Here is a 16,967-nt window from a genome sequence, read left to right as displayed (position 1 = left end):
ACTCAAAAAATCTGAACTAGAGTTAGTTGGGGCATAATTGGCTGTACAACCCTTGCGATTATTTTTTGTCGTATAATAGAGGATTTTCAAGATATATCTCGAATTATGTTTATGTAACAACTGAAAATGGTGATGGAATGACCAAAAAAATACCTGAACAATTAATTGAACAAATTCGTTCACAGTCGGATATAGTTGATGTTATTAGCGATTATATGCAGCTGACGAAAAGAGGACGTAACTGGTTTGGTTTATGTCCGTTTCACGGGGAGCAAACGCCCTCCTTCTCCGTTTCGCAAGATAAGCAAATATTCCATTGCTTTGGTTGTGGGGCAGGTGGGAATGCAATTACATTTGTGATGGATATTGAAAATATAACATTCCCAGATGCTGTTGTGAAACTTGGTGAACGAGCAGGCGTCCAATTAGATGCAGAGCTAACGACTAGTGCACAGCCTGCAAAAACCATTTCAAAAGCTGAAGCAAATATGCGACAGGCACATGATTTTGCAATGGAGTTTTACCATCATTTATTAATGAATACCGAGGATGGGGAAGAAGCTTTACAATATTTATTGAATCGCGGCTTCACCGAGGAGTTAATTGAAAGCCATAAAATTGGCTGGGCATTGCCTTCATGGGATTCACTTACTACATTTCTAGAAAGAAAAGAATTTTCATTAGAAGAAATGGCTGAATGTGGACTTGTGATTCGACGGGAAAGTGATGGTTCTTATTTCGATCGCTTTAGGGGACGAATTATGTTTCCAATTCGCGACGATAATGGGAAGGTGATTGCGTTTTCAGGGCGAATTTTAAATACAGATGCTGAAGAAGCAAAATATATGAACAGTCCTGAATCACCAATTTTTCATAAAAGCGAAATACTATACAACTTAGATAAAGCGCGGGCTACAATTCGAAAAACACGTCAGGTTGTTCTAATGGAAGGATTTGTCGATGTATTAGCAGCGACAAATGCAGGCGTTACGAATGCAGTTGCGACGATGGGCACATCGCTTACACCACAGCATATCCAAAGGCTCAAACGCTTAGTGGAGCAAATTACGGTTTGCTATGATGGGGATTCTGCTGGAATGGAGGGAGCGCGTCGCTCAAGTCAGTTGCTCAAGGCTGAACGCTTAAAAGTAGAGGTGGCTGTTTTACCGGACAAGCTCGACCCAGATGACTATATACGTCAATATGGTGCTGAAGCGTTTAAAACACAAATAATTGACAAGCCCCATGCTTATATTGCTTTTATGATGATGTATGCAAGGCGCAATAAAAATTTTCAATTTGAAAATGATGTGCTGCAATACGTACAAGAAGTGCTAGAAGAGCTTGTTGGGGTATCTTCACCAATAGAGCGTGATTTATATATAACGCAGCTTGCGAATGAAACATCTATTTCTCAAGAAGCTATTTATGCACAATATCGAAAACTAGAGGCAACAAAGTCAAAACGCTATAAAGATGAACAAATACCGCTGCATGAAGTTGCTCCAGTACCATTGACGCAGAAGCCGTTAACTGCAACGGAGCGCGCAGAACGACTACTGCTTTCACACATGCTTCACAATGTGCATGTAGTCGATAAGGTTTTGCAGAGTGGCGAGGAGCCCTTTGTAAGAGATGAGTATATGGCTGTTTTTGTTCGACTAATCGGCTTTTACGAGGAGTTTAGTACAGCCGATTATCAACGGTTTGTAGAGGTAATTGAAGATTCAGAGTTACGTAAAATTGTCATGGAAGCTGCATTAGCAGAACGAGCTCCAGATTATGCAGAGGCAGAAATTGCAGATTGCTTAAAGCATATTAAAAAACATCGCATCCAGCTTGAAATTGACACATTACGTCAAAATCAGTCGGAAGCAGAAAAGATGCATGAATATAAACAAGCAATGGAGATTATGCAAAAGATTGTCCATTTAAGAAGAACTTTAGCGACGATGTAACTCGATTCGTTTTTTTAGAAGGAGGAAGGTTTATGGCGGACAAATCAGAACGCTCAAAAGAAACAGTAAATGAACTATCGTTAGAGGAAGTAAAGGCGCTTCTTCAAAGTAAAGCAAAGACAGAAGGCGAAATTTCGATGAAAGAAATTTCTGATAGACTAGCTGCTTTTGAGCTAGAAAGCGAAGAAATCTTCCATTTTGCGGAAAATATCGAAAGTCACGGTATTACGGTAGAAGGTAAAGAGGAATTCGAAGAAGATGCGTTGTCTAAGCAAGAAGCGAATGAAGAAACATTTGACTTAAACGATTTGAGCGTGCCACCGGGTGTTAAAATTAATGACCCTGTGCGCATGTACTTAAAGGAAATAGGTCGTGTTGATTTACTTTCTGCTGAAGAAGAGATTCGTTTAGCGGAGCGTATTGAGCAGGGCGATGAAGAAGCGCGTAAACGTTTAGCGGAAGCGAACTTGCGTCTCGTTGTATCGATTGCAAAGCGCTATGTTGGTCGCGGCATGTTATTCCTGGATTTAATCCAAGAAGGAAATATGGGGCTTATTAAAGCGGTTGAAAAATTCGACCATCGCAAAGGCTTTAAATTTTCTACTTATGCAACATGGTGGATACGCCAAGCGATTACACGTGCAATTGCTGACCAAGCTCGTACAATCCGTATTCCTGTGCATATGGTTGAAACCATTAATAAACTGATTCGTGTACAGCGTCAATTGCTACAAGATTTAGGACGTGAGCCGTCCCCAGAAGAAATTGGCGAGGAAATGGACTTAACACCTGAAAAAGTGCGCGAAATTTTAAAAATTGCTCAAGAGCCTGTTTCACTTGAAACGCCAATTGGTGAAGAAGATGATTCACATTTAGGCGATTTTATCGAAGATTCTGAGGCACAATCACCTTCAGACCATGCAGCTTATGAGCTTTTAAAGGAACAGCTTGAAGATGTGCTTGATACGTTAACTGACCGTGAAGAAAACGTACTTCGCTTACGTTTTGGATTAGATGATGGACGTACAAGAACACTTGAGGAAGTGGGAAAAGTGTTTGGCGTTACACGTGAGCGTATTCGTCAAATCGAGGCGAAGGCACTGCGTAAGCTACGTCATCCGTCCCGTTCAAAACGCTTAAAAGACTTTTTAGAATAAAATAAAGGGCGCTCAAAAAGCCGTGCAGTAGCTGGCATTTTGGGCGCTTTTGCTGGTATTTTAGCAAAAAAGTCCGCCTATGAAAATAGTAAGCGCTAACTTTGAAAATGATAGGACATTAGATGCTTGCTCTAAGTAAAAAGAATGACTAGCCTCAAAGCTCTTTGCACTCTCTAACCAAACACAAGCACCGACGCAAAGAATGTCGGCAACCGTACGGCATTTTTCCGCCACCTCCCACAAATATTTACTAAAACTATGAGTGAAATTTAGTGTAGATGTTACTTTTTGCCGATGTTAGAATAGGAATGTTTTCATTATGATAGAACTATACATAACAAAATGGTTTGGAGAGAATAAGGATGTCGAACCAACGAAAGCAAATAATTATTAATGAAATAACATTTTGGAAGCAAAATAAGCTACTGCCTGAGCATTATTGTGATTTTTTAACGACGCTTTACACTGAAGGAGAGAAGCAAACAGAAATACAGGGCAAGCCCTCTCAATCTGTAATAGCACAAGAAAAAAGAAAGGCATTAGCTAAATATTCAATAATGCCGATAATTGCTATTATTTTTATTATACTTCTTTTCACGATGAATGCTGTTTGGCTAGTTGCTATTTTTACAGCAGTCTTGGCTATAGGTTGCTTGATTGGTGCTTTTTACGTAGCTAAAAAAAATCAATTGCTATCACCATTGCTACATTTAACGGGTGCGTTATTGCTATTAGCGGTGACGGTGCAAGTTTGCATTACCTATTTCCCACATAATATTACCGTCCTATATATAGCATTATTAGGAAATTGCCTGCTATGGTTTATTTCAGGTTTAGCCTTGAAAATTGTCTATTTTACAGTATCAGGTGTTTTAGGAATGCTAGCTATCGGGATTTATTTCTTTTTATAATGGTTCAGTAGAAAACGCCCACCTCTATAGGTGGTGTGATGAATACTTAAATTGCCTTTTATAGAGGCGTCCAAAAAGCTGTGCATAGCTTTTGGACGTTGATGCTGGCGTTTTGGCAAAAAAATTGCTCCTATAAAATAGAGAGAGCTTTCTTTGAAAATGCTAGAAACACAGGGTTTAGCAGTGTTTCTCTAAAATGAAAGAGAAGAAGAAAAATTTCCCTTTCTATGCGATTGCTATACAAAATCATTTTTTTGCCAGCTCCATCCTAGTAAGCCTCCAGGGGATGTTAGGGATTTTGAAAGGAGTAAATTATGCGAGCGCAATTCAAAATCTCGACGCAATTACGCCGAGGTGTAATTGGTAATATTTTTAAACCTAAAAATCAGTTTTTCATATGATGAAAGCTGATTTTCTTCTTTTTAGTTCGAAAATGCTGTTAAAATGCAGCTATTTCTTATAGAATAAAAGTGTAAACATACAAAGGGGTGGACATAATGTTTTTTGATTTAACAGATGAGCAACGTATGATTCAACGCACAATGAAAGAATTTGCAGATGAGGTAGTGGCACCGGGCGCTATTGATCGCGACAGAAAGAAAGCGTTTCCAAAAGAGGTATTTGAGCAATTAAGCAAGATGGGGATTATGGGATTGCCATTCCCAGAAGAGTACGGTGGTGCTGGAGCAGATACAATTAGCTTTGCCATTGTGACGGAGGAGTTAAGCCGCGTATGTGCTTCGACAGGCATTACATATTCCGCTCATATTTCTTTAGGAGGAGCACCTCTTCATTTATTTGGCACGAAAGAACAAAAAGAGCGTTATTTAACGCCAATTTGTACGGGAGAATCCTTCGGTGCTTTTGGTTTAACAGAGGCGAATGCGGGTTCTGATGCAGGTGGTACTGAAACTCGAGCGGTACTTGCAGATAATCAATTTACGATTAATGGCTCAAAAATGTTTATTACAAATGCTAGCTACGCCAAGCATTTAGCATTAACGGCCATCACAGATATGAAGGATGGAAAAAAGGAAATAAGTGCGATTATTGTACCGACAGATGCTAAAGGATTCACGATTAAGGATGAATATGAAAAAATGGGCTTAAATGCCTCTAATACGACAGAGCTTATTTTAGAAAACGTTGTTGTACCAGAGGAAAATTTACTTGGTACAAAGGGGAATGGCTTTAAGCAATTTTTACAAACATTAGACGGTGGACGTATCGGTATTGCGGCAATGGCTGTAGGTATAGCACAAGGTGCTTTGAATAAAGCTGTACAATATGCTAAGGAACGTAAGCAATTCGGCAAAGCGATTGCTGATTTTCAGGCGACACAATTTAAACTAGCGGATATGGCAGTAAAGGTGGAAATTGCACGTACATATGTGTACAAAGCGGCTTGGTTAAAGGATCAAGGACGTCCTTTCAGCAAAGAAGCAGCAATTGCTAAATATTACGCATCCGAGATGGCAATGGAAGTGTGTGATGAAGCAATCCAAATACATGGCGGTTATGGCTATATGCGCGAATATGAGGTAGAGCGATATATGCGTGATGCCAAGTTATTAGAAATCGGTGAGGGAACTTCTGAGGTACAGAAGCTAGTAATTGCAAGACATATTTTGACTGATTAATAGTTAGATGGCGAAATTGTTACAAACAAAGTAAAACTTATGCTTTAGGGCTTTCCGTTTTCAACTGAATGCAGTACAATGATTATTGTTGAATAGATTCTATCATATAGAACCAAAATGACTAACAAGGGAGGTAAATCGAATGAAAAACAATCCAGTTTTTCCGTACATCTTAATTTTAGCATTCGGTATCGGACTTATTTTCTTCATGTCAATAAACGGTGCTGGAGGCAACGAAGAGGCTGAAGGCGGCGAAACAACTGAACAAACAGATGGCGCAGCATTAACGGCTGGTTGTATTGGTTGTCACGGTGGCGATTTAACAGGTGGTATGGGACCAAATTTACATGGCATAGCACTATCTAAAGAGGAAATCGTTGATATTTTAACGAATGGTAAAGGCGCAATGCCTGCAGGTACTGCAAAAGGTAACGAGGAAGCAGTAGCTGAATACATTTTATCTTTAGAATAATAGGTGTAGTTGTGTCCTATTCATGAAACAATATGAATAACGCAAAATGATTAATCGACTTAACCCCAGTTACTTAGGGTTGAGTCGATTATTTTTTTCTTTAACTCGGCAAATGATAAGCTTTTCTACTATAATAGAGTGGAGATATTGCAGAAAAGAGGTATTTTATGAACGCGCAAAAGCTATCTAAACGATTAGAAACAGTAGCCTCCTTCGTACCAACAGGTGCAATTGTAGCAGATATCGGGAGCGATCATGCTTATTTACCGTGCTATTTAGTGCAGCAAGGCATCGTTTCAGGCGCAATAGCAGGTGAGGTTGTGAAAGGTCCATATGAGTCTGCGCTACGTCAAGTGCGTGCGGAAGGGTTAACAAATAATATTAAGGTGCGATTAGCTGATGGTTTAGCCGCTGTTGAACAGGGGGATGAGGTTGATACGATTACAATTGCAGGAATGGGTGGTCCTTTAATTGTCTCGATATTAGAAAAACATCCGGAAGTGCTACGTTCAGTGACCCGCTTAATTTTACAACCAAATATTCATGCAAAAGTTATACGTGAATGGGCATTAGCACATGGCTGGGCAATTTTAGATGAAGTAATTTTAGAGGAGGATGATAAAATCTATGAAATACTCGTATTACAGCGCGGAGCAATGCATTTAACATCTGCTGAAATTTTACTGGGAAATCATTTAATTGCACAGCGTTCAGCTACCTTTGTGAAGAAATGGACGAAGGAAATAGATAATTGGCAAAGAATTTTACAGGATTTGAATAAAGCAGAAACAACGCCTGAAATACAAGCGAAGAAAGAGGAGCTACAGATATTAATTCAACTTGTCGAAGGGGTGCTATCATCATGAAATTAGTGAATGGAAATGAAATTATTCAATTGTTCGAAAGCTGGTCACCGAAAAAGCTTGCATGTATGCCAAATGACCCAATCGGACTAGCTATTGGGACAGTGAATAAAACGGTAACGAAAGTGCTTGTTACTCTAGATGTAACGATGGCAGTAGTGGAGGAGGCAATCGAGCAAGGCTGTGAGCTAATTATTGCCCATCATCCACCTATTTTTCGTAAGCTAAGTCATTTACGAACAGATACACCAGCTGGACAGCTTTACGAAAAATGCTTAAAGCACGATATTGCAGTTTATGCAGCCCATACGAATTTAGATGTTGTAGAGGGTGGTGTGAATGATTTACTGGCGGATGCGTTACAGCTTGAAAATCGCAAAATTTTAGAGCATACATATAGTGAGCAGCTCATAAAGCTAGCTGTATATGTGCCTGCTGAATATGCAACGACAGTAAGAACAGCCCTAGCTAATGCGGGAGCAGGGCAAATAGGTGCTTATGATACATGCAGCTTTACGACGGCTGGTGAAGGGCGTTTTCGTGCTTTAGAGGGAGCCAATCCATTTGTAGGTGAAATAGGTGAAGTAAATATAGAGCCAGAGCAAAAAATCGAGGTTGTCTTCCCAAGCAGTCAAAAAAATCGTGTATTAAAAGCGATGCTTAATGCACATCCATATGAGGAGCCAGCTTATGATGTATGGGCAATGGCACTCACGACAAACGAGGCGGGCTTAGGTCGTATCGGCACGTTACAGGAGCCCTTAACATTGCAGCAGTTTGCAGAATTTGTGAAAGTACAGTTAAATGTTCCTTGCTTACGGGTGGTAGGTGATTTACAGCAAACTGTGGCAAAAGTAGCTGTCGTAGGCGGCGATGGTAATAGTTATATTGCAGCCGCAAAACGTGCAGGTGCAGATGTCTTTGTCACAGGAGATATCGGCTTCCATATGGCGCAAGATGCGGAGGTCAATGGGTTAAGCATTGTAGATCCAGGACATCATGTGGAAAAGGTTATGATTAAAGGTGTTACGGAGAAAATGACAGCGCTATGCAAGGAGAAAAAACTGCCTGTACAATTTATCGAGTCGACAATTCATACAGAGCCGTTCCAATTTATTTAAAAAATTGGGCTAAGGGAGAGCAGATGTGCATCTGTCTTTTCTTTAGCCCTTTACATATTGATGTCTACAGGATAATCACTTAATGATGTTACATTGCAATTTCAAGACGAGCACGATAAAATTTGACTTGAGGTGAAAAACATGAGTATCGGTTTAGCGGGTTATTTAGTATCAATTTCTGGTTTATTTGTTGTGTTAACGACGATTTTTAATGTCCTACCTACTACATCAGTAGCGATGCGTGTTATCTTTATTAGCATCGGTATGATTTTTGCAATTGGAGGCAGTGTATTGCGTTATACGGAATATCGAAAAGAGCGTAAGCGAGCACAGCAATAAGTTTACTTGCTACGAAGCTCTTTTTAAGTATATGTTGAGTAATGTATCTAATTGCTGGCTGGATTCAACTACTTTTGGATGTGTGTAGCCTAAGTCCTTGGCTATTTTATACATTTGCTTTCTTTTTAATTCGATTCTATATTTCAGAATCGTTTTCTCGAAAAAGTGTTTCAACATGATGATAGAACTCCTTAAATTTGATTGATATATGTATTGTATATTACTTTAAATGAAAATAATGTCACATTGTGTGCGGAATTTGAAGTTCACAAATTTGTCAAAATTACGTCGAAAATGAATGGTTACTTGTTTTGTTATGAAAGTGTACAGAATTTTTTAGCAAGAAATGTCGAAGAATTTTGTCGAAGGTACAAAATAATAAGAAAGCAGTCCAGAATGTGTAACATTTTCTGGACTGCTTTATTTTTAACTTCTTTCAATAAGCGGTGAGACACCTGCTAAGATTACTGCGATATGTGCGTAACGACTGAGTGACCAACATCGTGTTGATTCAAGTGGCATAATTGATTAATATACGCTAAACCGTGTGCTCTTGTAGCTGCTGGTTTTTGTTATACTGAAAAGATGATTTTTTGCATCCTCATTTTAAATTGAAAAAACGTCTGAAAAGTAGCGCTTTTCAGACGTCCTCGTCTATTAATAGGGCATTATTTTTTCTACAGGCTTAGGCTCTTTAATTTTTGGTAATATTTTATCAAGTGTTACAGTGCGAGTAAGCTCGTGAGTTGACGTATCTGCAGGGTCGTATTTTTCTAAAAAAGCAATAACTTCTTTAACGATTGGCGTCGGTGTAGAGGCACCTGCTGTTACAGCAACTGTTTCAATCCCTTCTAGCCATTCTATCTTGAGCTCACTAATATCGGCAATGCGGTATGATTTCGTATTGGCAATTTCCTCCGACACCTGTGTTAAGCGGTTGGAGTTGTTTGACATAGGGTCCCCAACAACGATTAGTAATTCCGCTGCCCCTGCTTGCTCTGCTACTGCCTCTTGTCGCACTTGTGTAGCAAGGCAAATTTCTTTATGCACCTCGATATGAGGGAATTTTTGCTGTAGGCTGTCCATTAGTGTGGAAACATCCCACTGGCTCATCGTTGTTTGGTTGGTTACGAGCAATTTTTCATTTGTAATATTTAACTGCTCAACATCTTTAACAGATTGAACAAGATGAACATGTTCAGGAGCTACGCCAATTGCCCCTTCTGGTTCGGGATGTCCCTTTTTCCCAATATAAATAATGTCGTAGCCTAATGCCGATTTTTCACGAATTAAATCATGTGTTACGGTTACATCAGGGCAAGTCGCATCGATTGAAATAAGCCCTTTTCGTTTTGCAATCTCGCGAATTTCAGGCGAAACACCGTGCGCGGTAAAAATAACAGTGCCTTGCTCCACTTGTTCAATAATTTCTTTACGGTTTTCCCCGTCCAGTGTAATAATACCGTCCTTCTCAAAAGCATCCGTAACGTGTTTATTATGAACAATCATCCCTAAAATATAAATAGGTCTTGGTAAAGATTTATCTAATGCAGCATTGCGCGCGATGACCATTGCGTCAACAACGCCATAGCAATAACCACGTGGATTTATTTTAATTACTTTCATTGTTCAAACTCCTTTCGCTTCACTGCCTCTATTATAGCAAATGACGCATAGCGAATACAAAAGTTCGTGTTTTTAAGTCATTTATTGAATGGAAGGAGCTTGTACACCTATAATAATAGATTTAAACATCTATATAGAAAGCTTATATTTCAAAGGTTTTTGTAAACAAAAATTAATTTGAAGCTGCTCTGCTCTATTAGATATTTGCTAAAAAATCAGTCCAAATAACTTCCACGTTATAAAGGGAGTTGTCCAAAAGCCCATTTTGTTTTGCCACCGCATTGAAATCAATGTTTTCATCGCTTCCCTTTTACTGAAGGATACCGCTGCTAAAGCCAATGTTCATCCTTTTTTAAAAGAGGCGTTCTCTGTTTATCCCGTATTAACAAATTTGTTTGCGACGAGTAACCGCAGGAGCACAGACCCCCACTTCAAAATAGCAGATAAAATCAAGATGTTTAAGTGGGGGATCAAACAGCCTGTAAAAACTAAGAATGAGGCCAACACGATGTTGGTCACACAAGCGTTTTCGCAGGATGCGAAGATCCTAGCTTGTGTACCTCTATCACCAATCAGTGGGGGATGTGCGAAAACCCCCACTGATTGAAGGTTCACTTTATATGAATCAACATTTTGTGAAATATCATCGCTCCTGTCCAAAATGCCGGCTATTCACGGCTTTTTGGACGGCCCCCTGCTTTCTCATGTACAACGTATTTAATATAAAAAATTGAGCACTTCAGAAAGAAAGTTCTTTCCAGACAGTGCCCCTCAATCAATATTCAAGATTTTATAGCAGTGAGACAACTCCTTTAAATTCTCCTTTAAGGCTCGAAGGGTGGCTGATAAATTCTTGGTACAGACGGACGTGTTTGACGCTCAAGTGGTCTACTAGAGCTTTCTGCATTCCTGCCTTTAATATCCTTATGCGGCGCATGAATCGTGCTGGATTCATTTGGTGAATTGCGGAAGCCTCGATACATTCGCCAAAGGGCTGGTAAATTTTTAATCATTGGTGCAGCTTGTTGCACATAAGGTGTGAATTTTTGTGCATTATTCATAAAGCTATTAGCAGTTTGCAAAAAGGTTTCCCATTTTGGTGTGGCGGCGGCTGCTTGAGCTGCCTGTGCCGCCTGCATAGGCATCCCCATTCCCATTGGTGGGGCAAATGCATTAGCACGCATAAATGGTGCAAAGCCTCTTGGCATGAAACCATACGGGGGAGCAGAATAAGGCATAGGCATTTGAAAATACGGTAACGGGCGCATAAAACTCTCCTTTCTATCTGCACATCAAATGGACACTATGGTGGATTTACAACTATCATATGCAAAGAATGTCACATGGGTTCTGAATGAAAAAGTTTACAACATCGTTGCTTGATTAGGCACGTAAAACAGTATTTCATGGTACAATAATAAAGATTTAAGGAGGAGCGATTATGTCGAAATATACAGATTATCAATTAAAACCTTTTTTGCAGGACGCTATTGCAAAATTAGGCTTTGTTGAACCAACACCGATTCAAAAAGAAATGATTCCACTGGTGCTAAAAGGCAAGAGTGCTATTGGACAAGCGCATACGGGAACAGGGAAAACGCATAGCTTTTTAATTCCGATTGTGCAGCGTTTAGATGAAAGCAAGCAAGAAGTACAAGCCGTTATTACTTCACCAACACGTGAGCTTGCACAGCAAATTTTCGATGCATTGCAGCAATTAATCGAAGGAACAGAAATCCAAGCAAAATTATTTATTGGTGGTACGGATAAACAGCGTTCAATTGATAAATTAAAAACACAGCCGCACATCATTGTCGGCACACCAGGCCGTATAAAAGATTTAGTGAAGGAAAATGCGCTGCTTGTGCATACAGCAAATATCCTTGTTGTAGATGAAGCTGACTTAGCATTTGATATGGGCTTTATTGAAGAGATTGATGGCTTTGCTAGTCATATGCCTGAAAGCTTAGAAATGTTTGTATTTTCAGCAACAATTCCAGAAAAACTGCAACCATTTTTAAAGAAATATATGGAATCACCTGTTCATATCCATATGAATGATAAACGACCAGTGGCTGAAAATATTGATTTTTACTTAGTGCCTGTTCGCTCAAAGTCACGTGATGCGCGCTTGTTAGATGTTATTAAAAGTATCAATCCTTATTTAGCCGTTATTTTCTGTAATACGCGTAAAACAGCGGAGCACGTAGCTGGCTATCTAGCTGAGCAAGGTATTCGCGCTGGGCAAATTCACGGTGATTTGAGCCCACGTGATCGCAAAAAAATGATGAAGCAAATTCGTGATTTAGAATACCAATTTATCGTTGCGACTGATTTAGCTGCGCGTGGTATTGATATTCAAGGTATTTCACATGTTATTAATTATGAGATACCAGAGGATTTGGAATTCTTTATTCATCGAGTAGGTCGTACAGCGCGTGCCGGCAATAAAGGGACGGCGATTACACTATTCAAACCAGAAGATGAGGACGCATTAGTTCGCGTCGAAAAAATGGGTATTCCATTCGAGCAAAAAGATGTGAAAAATGGTGAATGGATTGAGCTAAAGGATCGTCACCAACGCCAAAATCGCGTGAAGCATGAAAATGAAATTGATGCGAAAGCAAAGGCACTTGTGCGTAAGCCGAAAAAAGTAAAGCCAGGTTATAAGCGCAATATGAAATGGGAAATGGAAAAAATAAAAAAACGTGAACGCCGTTTGAAAAATAGAGGTCGTAAATAGGGGGATTGAAGTATGTTATTAGGTTCGCACGTATCTATGAATGGGAAGAAAATGCTGCTAGGTGCTAGTGAAGAGGCATTAAGCTACGGTGCTAATACGTTTATGATTTATACTGGTGCGCCACAAAATACGCGTCGCAAGCCTATTGAAGAGCTAAATATTGAGGCAGGGCTAGCACATATGCAGGAGCATGGCATGCAAAATATTGTAGTCCATGCACCATATATCATTAATCTTGGAAATACGACAAAGCCAGAAACATTTCGCCTTGGCGTAGACTTTTTACAAGAGGAAATTAGGCGCACAGCAGCAATCGGGGCAACACAAATTGTTCTGCATCCAGGTGCACATGTTGGGGCGGGGGCAGACGCGGGTATTGCTAAAATTGTGGAAGGCTTAAATGAAGTATTATCTGAGGAGCATCCCGTGCAAATCGCACTGGAAACGATGGCTGGCAAAGGGAGTGAATGTGGTCGTACATTTGAGGAGCTCGCGCAAATTATTAGCGGCGTAACAAATAATGAGCGCCTTTCAGTTTGCTTCGATACTTGCCACGTCCATGATGCTGGCTACAATATTGTCGATGATTTTGATGGGGTTTTAAATGAGTTTGATAAAATAATTGGCTTAGACCGTTTAAAAGTGTTGCATATTAATGATTCGAAAAATGTGCGTGGTGCAGCAAAAGACCGCCATGAAAATATCGGCTTTGGCGAGATTGGCTTCAATGTATTGAACTATATTGTGCATCATAACCAATTAATGCACATACCGAAAATACTTGAAACACCTTTTGTTGGGGCAGATGCAAAAACGAAAGCAGCACCATATTTATATGAAATTTCCATGCTACGTGATGCAGAATTCCGACCAGCGTTAATAGATGCAATGCGAGGCTAAATAATCAACGCTGTCCGGGCTGTCTAGCAAGTACATTATTGCTAGGCAGCCCTAAATATTTGCTCACCGATACCCCTATCTATGACTGTTAAGGAAATAAGAGATATTACAGATGGTTTGTGTGATTCGCAGATAATCCGTAAGAATGTGCAGATAGCTCATAAAGTGAACCTTCAATCAGTGGGGGTTTTCTTCATCCCCCACTGATTGGTAGTTTCACCAATCGGGTTTTTACAGGCTGTTGGATCCCCCACTTAAACATCTTGATTTTATCTGTTGTTTTGAAGTGGGGGTCTTACAGCCTGTTAATACGGGATAAAAAATCGCAGTACACTTAAAATAAGTAATATGAAAGGGGGAGGGCGAGTTATTCTCGCTAAATAATAGATGAAAAAAATAACGCAAATGCTTCTTGTTTGTTTACTTTTGATAGGGCTACCTATTACAGCGAACGCATATATGCTTGACCAAGCGATAACGAAAAATATTGGAAAATCACATACAAGTGTGTCATTGCGCTCTTTAACAACTGGTAATGTTTTATATGAGCATAATGGGCAAGCGTTGATGAAGCCTGCCTCCACATTAAAGCTCTTAACAGGAAGTGCCGCCTTGCATGTACTAGGGCGTGATTATACATTTTCAACAGAGCTATTTATAGATGGTGTAATTGCAGATGCAACATTATATGGTGATGTGTACATAAAGGGTGGCGGGGATCCTACATTACAGCAGCAGGATTTTCTCACTTTTGCAAAAATATTAAAGCGCCATGGCATCCGCAAGATACAAGGCAATTTGTATGGAGATGATAGCGCATTTAGCGGCAATGCATTGACGCCGGGAATCGCTAAGGAAGATGAAACAGAATATTATGCGGCAAGAATATCTGCCCTAACAATGTCTCCGAACACAGATTATGATGCTGGGACGGTTATTGTACAAATAACAGGTGATAAGACTACACAGCCCCCAAGCTTTAGGGTTTTACCAAATGCGAGTGGAATGAAGTTTGTCAATCAAGCAAGGACAGTTGCCAAAACAGGCAAAAATACATTAACAGTGAAAAGGCAATACAGCTCTAACACAGTTATTATTGCAGGTAATATCCCACAAGGGAGCACTGTGAAGGAATGGGTAACATTACAAGACCCAACGATTAATACGTTGCACGCTATTAAAAATACTTGGCAATCAACAGGTTTAAACATTTCACAAGTAACAGTTGGACGCAAAGTTATACCTGCAACAGCATCAAAATTATATACAAAAGAATCTTTGCCATTACATAAGCTTTATCCTGTTTTTATGAAGCTAAGCAATAACAGCATTGCAGATATACTAGTGAAAACATTAGGATTAGAAATGTACGGTGAAGGCAATACAGAAAATGGAGTAGCTGCTTTACGCGATTATGCGTATTCTTTAGGCTTAAACACGAAGCAATGGCGTTTGGAAGATGGTTCAGGTATGTCACATGCTAATCGGGTTTCTGCCAATGAATTGACAGCCTTACTAGCAAAAATACAGCAGCAGTCAATTTACACTAATTTTTATCAAGGCTTACCAATTGGTGGGCAGGAGGAGCGCTTTGTCGGAGGTACTCTGCGCAAGCGCTTTGATACAAATGCACTTAGAGGACGTGTTGTCGCTAAAACAGGTAGCATTACAAATGTTTACACATTATCGGGTTATGTAACAGCTAAAAGTGGACGCCAATATGCATTTGCCATAATGACTGACAAGAAAAATGCGCAGGCTTTGAAGCAAATAGACCAGCTAGTAGAGGTTATTATTCAGCATTATTAATGAGAGAGGCGAGGCTGTCCAAAAAGCCGGGCATAGCCGGTATTTTGGACAGTGGAGATGATGTTTGACAAACTATTGAATCAACTAAATAGACAAGACATCTTTTAAAAACATGATGAACATTAGCTTTAGCAGTGTTGATTTTCAATAAAAGTGGAACAATGAAAATCATTATTTTATGCGGCATCAAAATAAAATAGGCTTTTCAGACAACCCCGCATTTCAATGATGTTACATTAAAATAATGGCTATTGAAAATAGAAAAGATTTTTTTGCATTTGAAATAATTTACTATGCCGATGAGAAGCATACAGCCTCGTTCTTTTAATTAAGCAATTGCATTAAATTTTTTCTTTTCTCTTTCCCAATAATTTTATCGACGCTTTTTAAAACATCTTTTGGAATGCCGCTAAAAAGCCAGCTCATATTGGCGCGCGCTAGCAGTGGGCGTAATTGCTTAATTTCTTTGGTGGACAGCTCGATGCCACTTTGTTTCTTTATAAAGGCTTGCACCTGTTGGTCATTCGCATCCATAAAAAAACGCATTAATTCCATTTGATTCATTTATTCATCCTTTCAAGCGTTTTACCTTTACAAATCACAAAAAGTCTACTATACTTTCAAATTGTAAATCGTAATGATTTTGAATTAGAAAGAAGAGAATGAATATGACAAAACCGATTATCCAATTACGCAATGTGTCATTTCAATATGATGGTACACAAGCTTTGAATAATATCTCCTTTCAAGTAGAGCAGGGAGACTTTTTAGCACTATTAGGTCCGAATGGGTCAGGTAAATCAACATTGTTAAAGCTTATACTTGGTTTATTAAAGCCAGCAAACGGTGAAATCGAACTGTTTGGTCAGCCGATACAAGCATTTAAACAGCGACAATGGATTGGCTATGTATCGCAAAAATCAAATGCCTTTAATTCAGGCTTTCCCGCAACAGTTGCAGAAGTTGTCAGAAGTGGCTTGACGAAGAAAATGGGTTTATTTAAGCGTTTTCCAAAAGATGTTGATACACGTGTAGTAGAAGCATTAAGAGCAGTGGGAATGGAAAATTTTGCGATGCGTAATATCGGACAACTATCTGGTGGGCAACAGCAGCGCGTTTTTATTGCACGAGCGCTTATTGCCGAACCGAGGCTACTTATACTTGATGAGCCGACAGTTGGTATCGACCATGAAAATGTGCAATCGTTTTATGATATGCTCGTTAAACTAAATGAGGAACGACAAATTACAATGATTTTAGTTACGCATGATGTGGATATTGTATCAGAACATATTAGCCATGTGGCATGCTTAAATAAAACGATTCATTTTCATGGTTATAAAGATGACTTTGACCATATCTCACAGCAAAAGCTTGATGCGTGGTATGGCCATAAAGTACGAAAGATCCACTAGGAGAGGTAGCAGG

At 39.5% G+C, this 16,967-nt stretch carries 16 protein-coding genes; 12 read left to right on the top strand and 4 right to left on the bottom strand.

Going from position 1 to position 16,967, the window contains the following annotated elements; translation table 11 throughout:
- Nucleotides 1-137: 137 nt before the first annotated feature.
- From dnaG to MHH70_RS04485, 8 genes are all read left to right on the top strand, one after another.
- Entirely contained in the window at nt 138-1,958 is a 1,821-nt protein-coding gene (dnaG, locus tag MHH70_RS04520) for a DNA primase (RefSeq protein WP_066163960.1), read from the top strand.
- A 32-nt stretch (nt 1,959-1,990) separates the two neighbouring features.
- Nucleotides 1,991-3,115, top strand: a complete 1,125-nt coding sequence (gene rpoD, locus MHH70_RS04515) for an RNA polymerase sigma factor RpoD (RefSeq protein WP_066163957.1) — start codon at nt 1,991-1,993, stop codon at nt 3,113-3,115.
- Nucleotides 3,116-3,477: 362 nt separating this feature from the next.
- On the top strand, nt 3,478-4,026 hold the full coding sequence (locus MHH70_RS04510; protein WP_066163954.1) for a hypothetical protein: 549 nt from the start codon (nt 3,478-3,480) through the stop codon (nt 4,024-4,026).
- Between the two features lie 497 nt (nt 4,027-4,523).
- Nucleotides 4,524-5,666 carry an acyl-CoA dehydrogenase family protein gene (locus MHH70_RS04505; RefSeq protein WP_342472671.1) on the top strand — a complete coding sequence of 381 codons (1,143 nt, stop codon included), beginning with the start codon at nt 4,524-4,526 and terminating at the stop codon, nt 5,664-5,666.
- Between the two features lie 142 nt (nt 5,667-5,808).
- Nucleotides 5,809-6,138 (top strand): cytochrome c, encoded by a 330-nt coding sequence (locus tag MHH70_RS04500; RefSeq protein WP_066163948.1) that lies wholly within the window; start codon nt 5,809-5,811, stop codon nt 6,136-6,138.
- A gap of 167 nt (nt 6,139-6,305) precedes the next feature.
- The gene (locus MHH70_RS04495) at nt 6,306-7,004 is read left to right on the top strand and encodes a tRNA (adenine(22)-N(1))-methyltransferase TrmK (protein ID WP_066163943.1); all 699 of its coding nucleotides are present in this window, start codon (nt 6,306-6,308) and stop codon (nt 7,002-7,004) included.
- The gene (locus MHH70_RS04490) at nt 7,001-8,122 is read left to right on the top strand and encodes a Nif3-like dinuclear metal center hexameric protein (protein WP_342472670.1); all 1,122 of its coding nucleotides are present in this window, start codon (nt 7,001-7,003) and stop codon (nt 8,120-8,122) included. Before MHH70_RS04495 ends, MHH70_RS04490 begins: the two co-directional genes overlap by 4 nt.
- A 141-nt stretch (nt 8,123-8,263) precedes the next feature.
- Nucleotides 8,264-8,461, top strand: a complete 198-nt coding sequence (locus tag MHH70_RS04485) for a hypothetical protein (RefSeq protein ID WP_066163937.1) — start codon at nt 8,264-8,266, stop codon at nt 8,459-8,461.
- Nucleotides 8,462-8,470: 9 nt separating this feature from the next.
- On the opposite strand, the gene MHH70_RS04480 is transcribed toward MHH70_RS04485, so the two are convergent.
- From MHH70_RS04480 to vrrA, 3 genes are all read right to left on the bottom strand, one after another.
- A complete protein-coding gene (locus MHH70_RS04480; RefSeq protein WP_082798956.1) occupies nt 8,471-8,638 on the bottom strand; it encodes an aspartyl-phosphate phosphatase Spo0E family protein in 168 nt (55 codons plus the stop codon).
- A gap of 480 nt (nt 8,639-9,118) precedes the next feature.
- Nucleotides 9,119-10,087 (bottom strand): 4-hydroxy-3-methylbut-2-enyl diphosphate reductase, encoded by a 969-nt coding sequence (locus MHH70_RS04475; protein ID WP_066163933.1) that lies wholly within the window; start codon nt 10,085-10,087, stop codon nt 9,119-9,121.
- Between the two features lie 824 nt (nt 10,088-10,911).
- Entirely contained in the window at nt 10,912-11,355 is a 444-nt protein-coding gene (vrrA, locus tag MHH70_RS04470; protein WP_342472669.1) for a VrrA/YqfQ family protein, read from the bottom strand.
- Between the two features lie 173 nt (nt 11,356-11,528).
- Between vrrA and MHH70_RS04465 the strand changes: the two genes are divergently transcribed.
- The 3 genes from MHH70_RS04465 to dacB all read left to right on the top strand — a co-directional run bounded on the left by MHH70_RS04465 (nt 11,529) and on the right by dacB (nt 15,539).
- Entirely contained in the window at nt 11,529-12,830 is a 1,302-nt protein-coding gene (locus MHH70_RS04465) for a DEAD/DEAH box helicase (protein ID WP_342472668.1), read from the top strand.
- 12 nt (nt 12,831-12,842) lie between these two features.
- Nucleotides 12,843-13,730 carry a deoxyribonuclease IV gene (locus tag MHH70_RS04460; RefSeq protein WP_066163922.1) on the top strand — a complete coding sequence of 296 codons (888 nt, stop codon included), beginning with the start codon at nt 12,843-12,845 and terminating at the stop codon, nt 13,728-13,730.
- Between the two features lie 387 nt (nt 13,731-14,117).
- Nucleotides 14,118-15,539 carry a D-alanyl-D-alanine carboxypeptidase/D-alanyl-D-alanine-endopeptidase gene (gene dacB / locus MHH70_RS04455; RefSeq protein ID WP_342472667.1) on the top strand — a complete coding sequence of 474 codons (1,422 nt, stop codon included), beginning with the start codon at nt 14,118-14,120 and terminating at the stop codon, nt 15,537-15,539.
- A gap of 324 nt (nt 15,540-15,863) precedes the next feature.
- Here dacB and MHH70_RS04450 read toward each other — a convergent pair whose 3' ends face one another.
- Complete coding sequence (locus MHH70_RS04450; RefSeq protein WP_082798955.1) at nt 15,864-16,103, bottom strand: hypothetical protein; 240 nt, start codon at nt 16,101-16,103, stop codon at nt 15,864-15,866.
- Between the two features lie 104 nt (nt 16,104-16,207).
- Between MHH70_RS04450 and MHH70_RS04445 the strand changes: the two genes are divergently transcribed.
- A complete protein-coding gene (locus MHH70_RS04445; RefSeq protein ID WP_107942508.1) occupies nt 16,208-16,954 on the top strand; it encodes an ABC transporter ATP-binding protein in 747 nt (248 codons plus the stop codon).
- Nucleotides 16,955-16,967 lie beyond the last annotated feature (13 nt).

It is taken from the genome of Metasolibacillus sp. FSL H7-0170 (genome assembly GCF_038593115.1).
Lineage (GTDB): Bacteria > Bacillota > Bacilli > Bacillales_A > Planococcaceae > Metasolibacillus > Metasolibacillus fluoroglycofenilyticus.
The sequence above is the reverse complement of the archived record's forward strand: the minus strand, read 5'-3'. Positions and strand labels throughout refer to the sequence as shown.

Bases quoted from the DNA above. Each gene is read 5' to 3' on its own strand.
- vrrA (WP_342472669.1), bottom strand. From the start codon at position 11,355: ATGCGCCCGTTACCGTATTTTCAAATGCCTATGCCTTATTCTGCTCCC.
- MHH70_RS04480 (WP_082798956.1), bottom strand. From the start codon at position 8,638: ATGTTGAAACACTTTTTCGAGAAAACGATTCTGAAATATAGAATCGAA.
- MHH70_RS04510 (WP_066163954.1), top strand. From the start codon at position 3,478: ATGTCGAACCAACGAAAGCAAATAATTATTAATGAAATAACATTTTGG.
- MHH70_RS04445 (WP_107942508.1), top strand. From the start codon at position 16,208: ATGACAAAACCGATTATCCAATTACGCAATGTGTCATTTCAATATGAT.
- MHH70_RS04460 (WP_066163922.1), top strand. From the start codon at position 12,843: ATGTTATTAGGTTCGCACGTATCTATGAATGGGAAGAAAATGCTGCTA.
- MHH70_RS04485 (WP_066163937.1), top strand. From the start codon at position 8,264: ATGAGTATCGGTTTAGCGGGTTATTTAGTATCAATTTCTGGTTTATTT.
- dacB (WP_342472667.1), top strand. From the start codon at position 14,118: ATGAAAAAAATAACGCAAATGCTTCTTGTTTGTTTACTTTTGATAGGG.
- MHH70_RS04500 (WP_066163948.1), top strand. From the start codon at position 5,809: ATGAAAAACAATCCAGTTTTTCCGTACATCTTAATTTTAGCATTCGGT.
- MHH70_RS04465 (WP_342472668.1), top strand. From the start codon at position 11,529: ATGTCGAAATATACAGATTATCAATTAAAACCTTTTTTGCAGGACGCT.
- MHH70_RS04495 (WP_066163943.1), top strand. From the start codon at position 6,306: ATGAACGCGCAAAAGCTATCTAAACGATTAGAAACAGTAGCCTCCTTC.
- MHH70_RS04450 (WP_082798955.1), bottom strand. From the start codon at position 16,103: ATGAATCAAATGGAATTAATGCGTTTTTTTATGGATGCGAATGACCAA.
- MHH70_RS04490 (WP_342472670.1), top strand. From the start codon at position 7,001: ATGAAATTAGTGAATGGAAATGAAATTATTCAATTGTTCGAAAGCTGG.
- MHH70_RS04505 (WP_342472671.1), top strand. From the start codon at position 4,524: ATGTTTTTTGATTTAACAGATGAGCAACGTATGATTCAACGCACAATG.
- rpoD (WP_066163957.1), top strand. From the start codon at position 1,991: ATGGCGGACAAATCAGAACGCTCAAAAGAAACAGTAAATGAACTATCG.
- dnaG (WP_066163960.1), top strand. From the start codon at position 138: ATGACCAAAAAAATACCTGAACAATTAATTGAACAAATTCGTTCACAG.
- MHH70_RS04475 (WP_066163933.1), bottom strand. From the start codon at position 10,087: ATGAAAGTAATTAAAATAAATCCACGTGGTTATTGCTATGGCGTTGTT.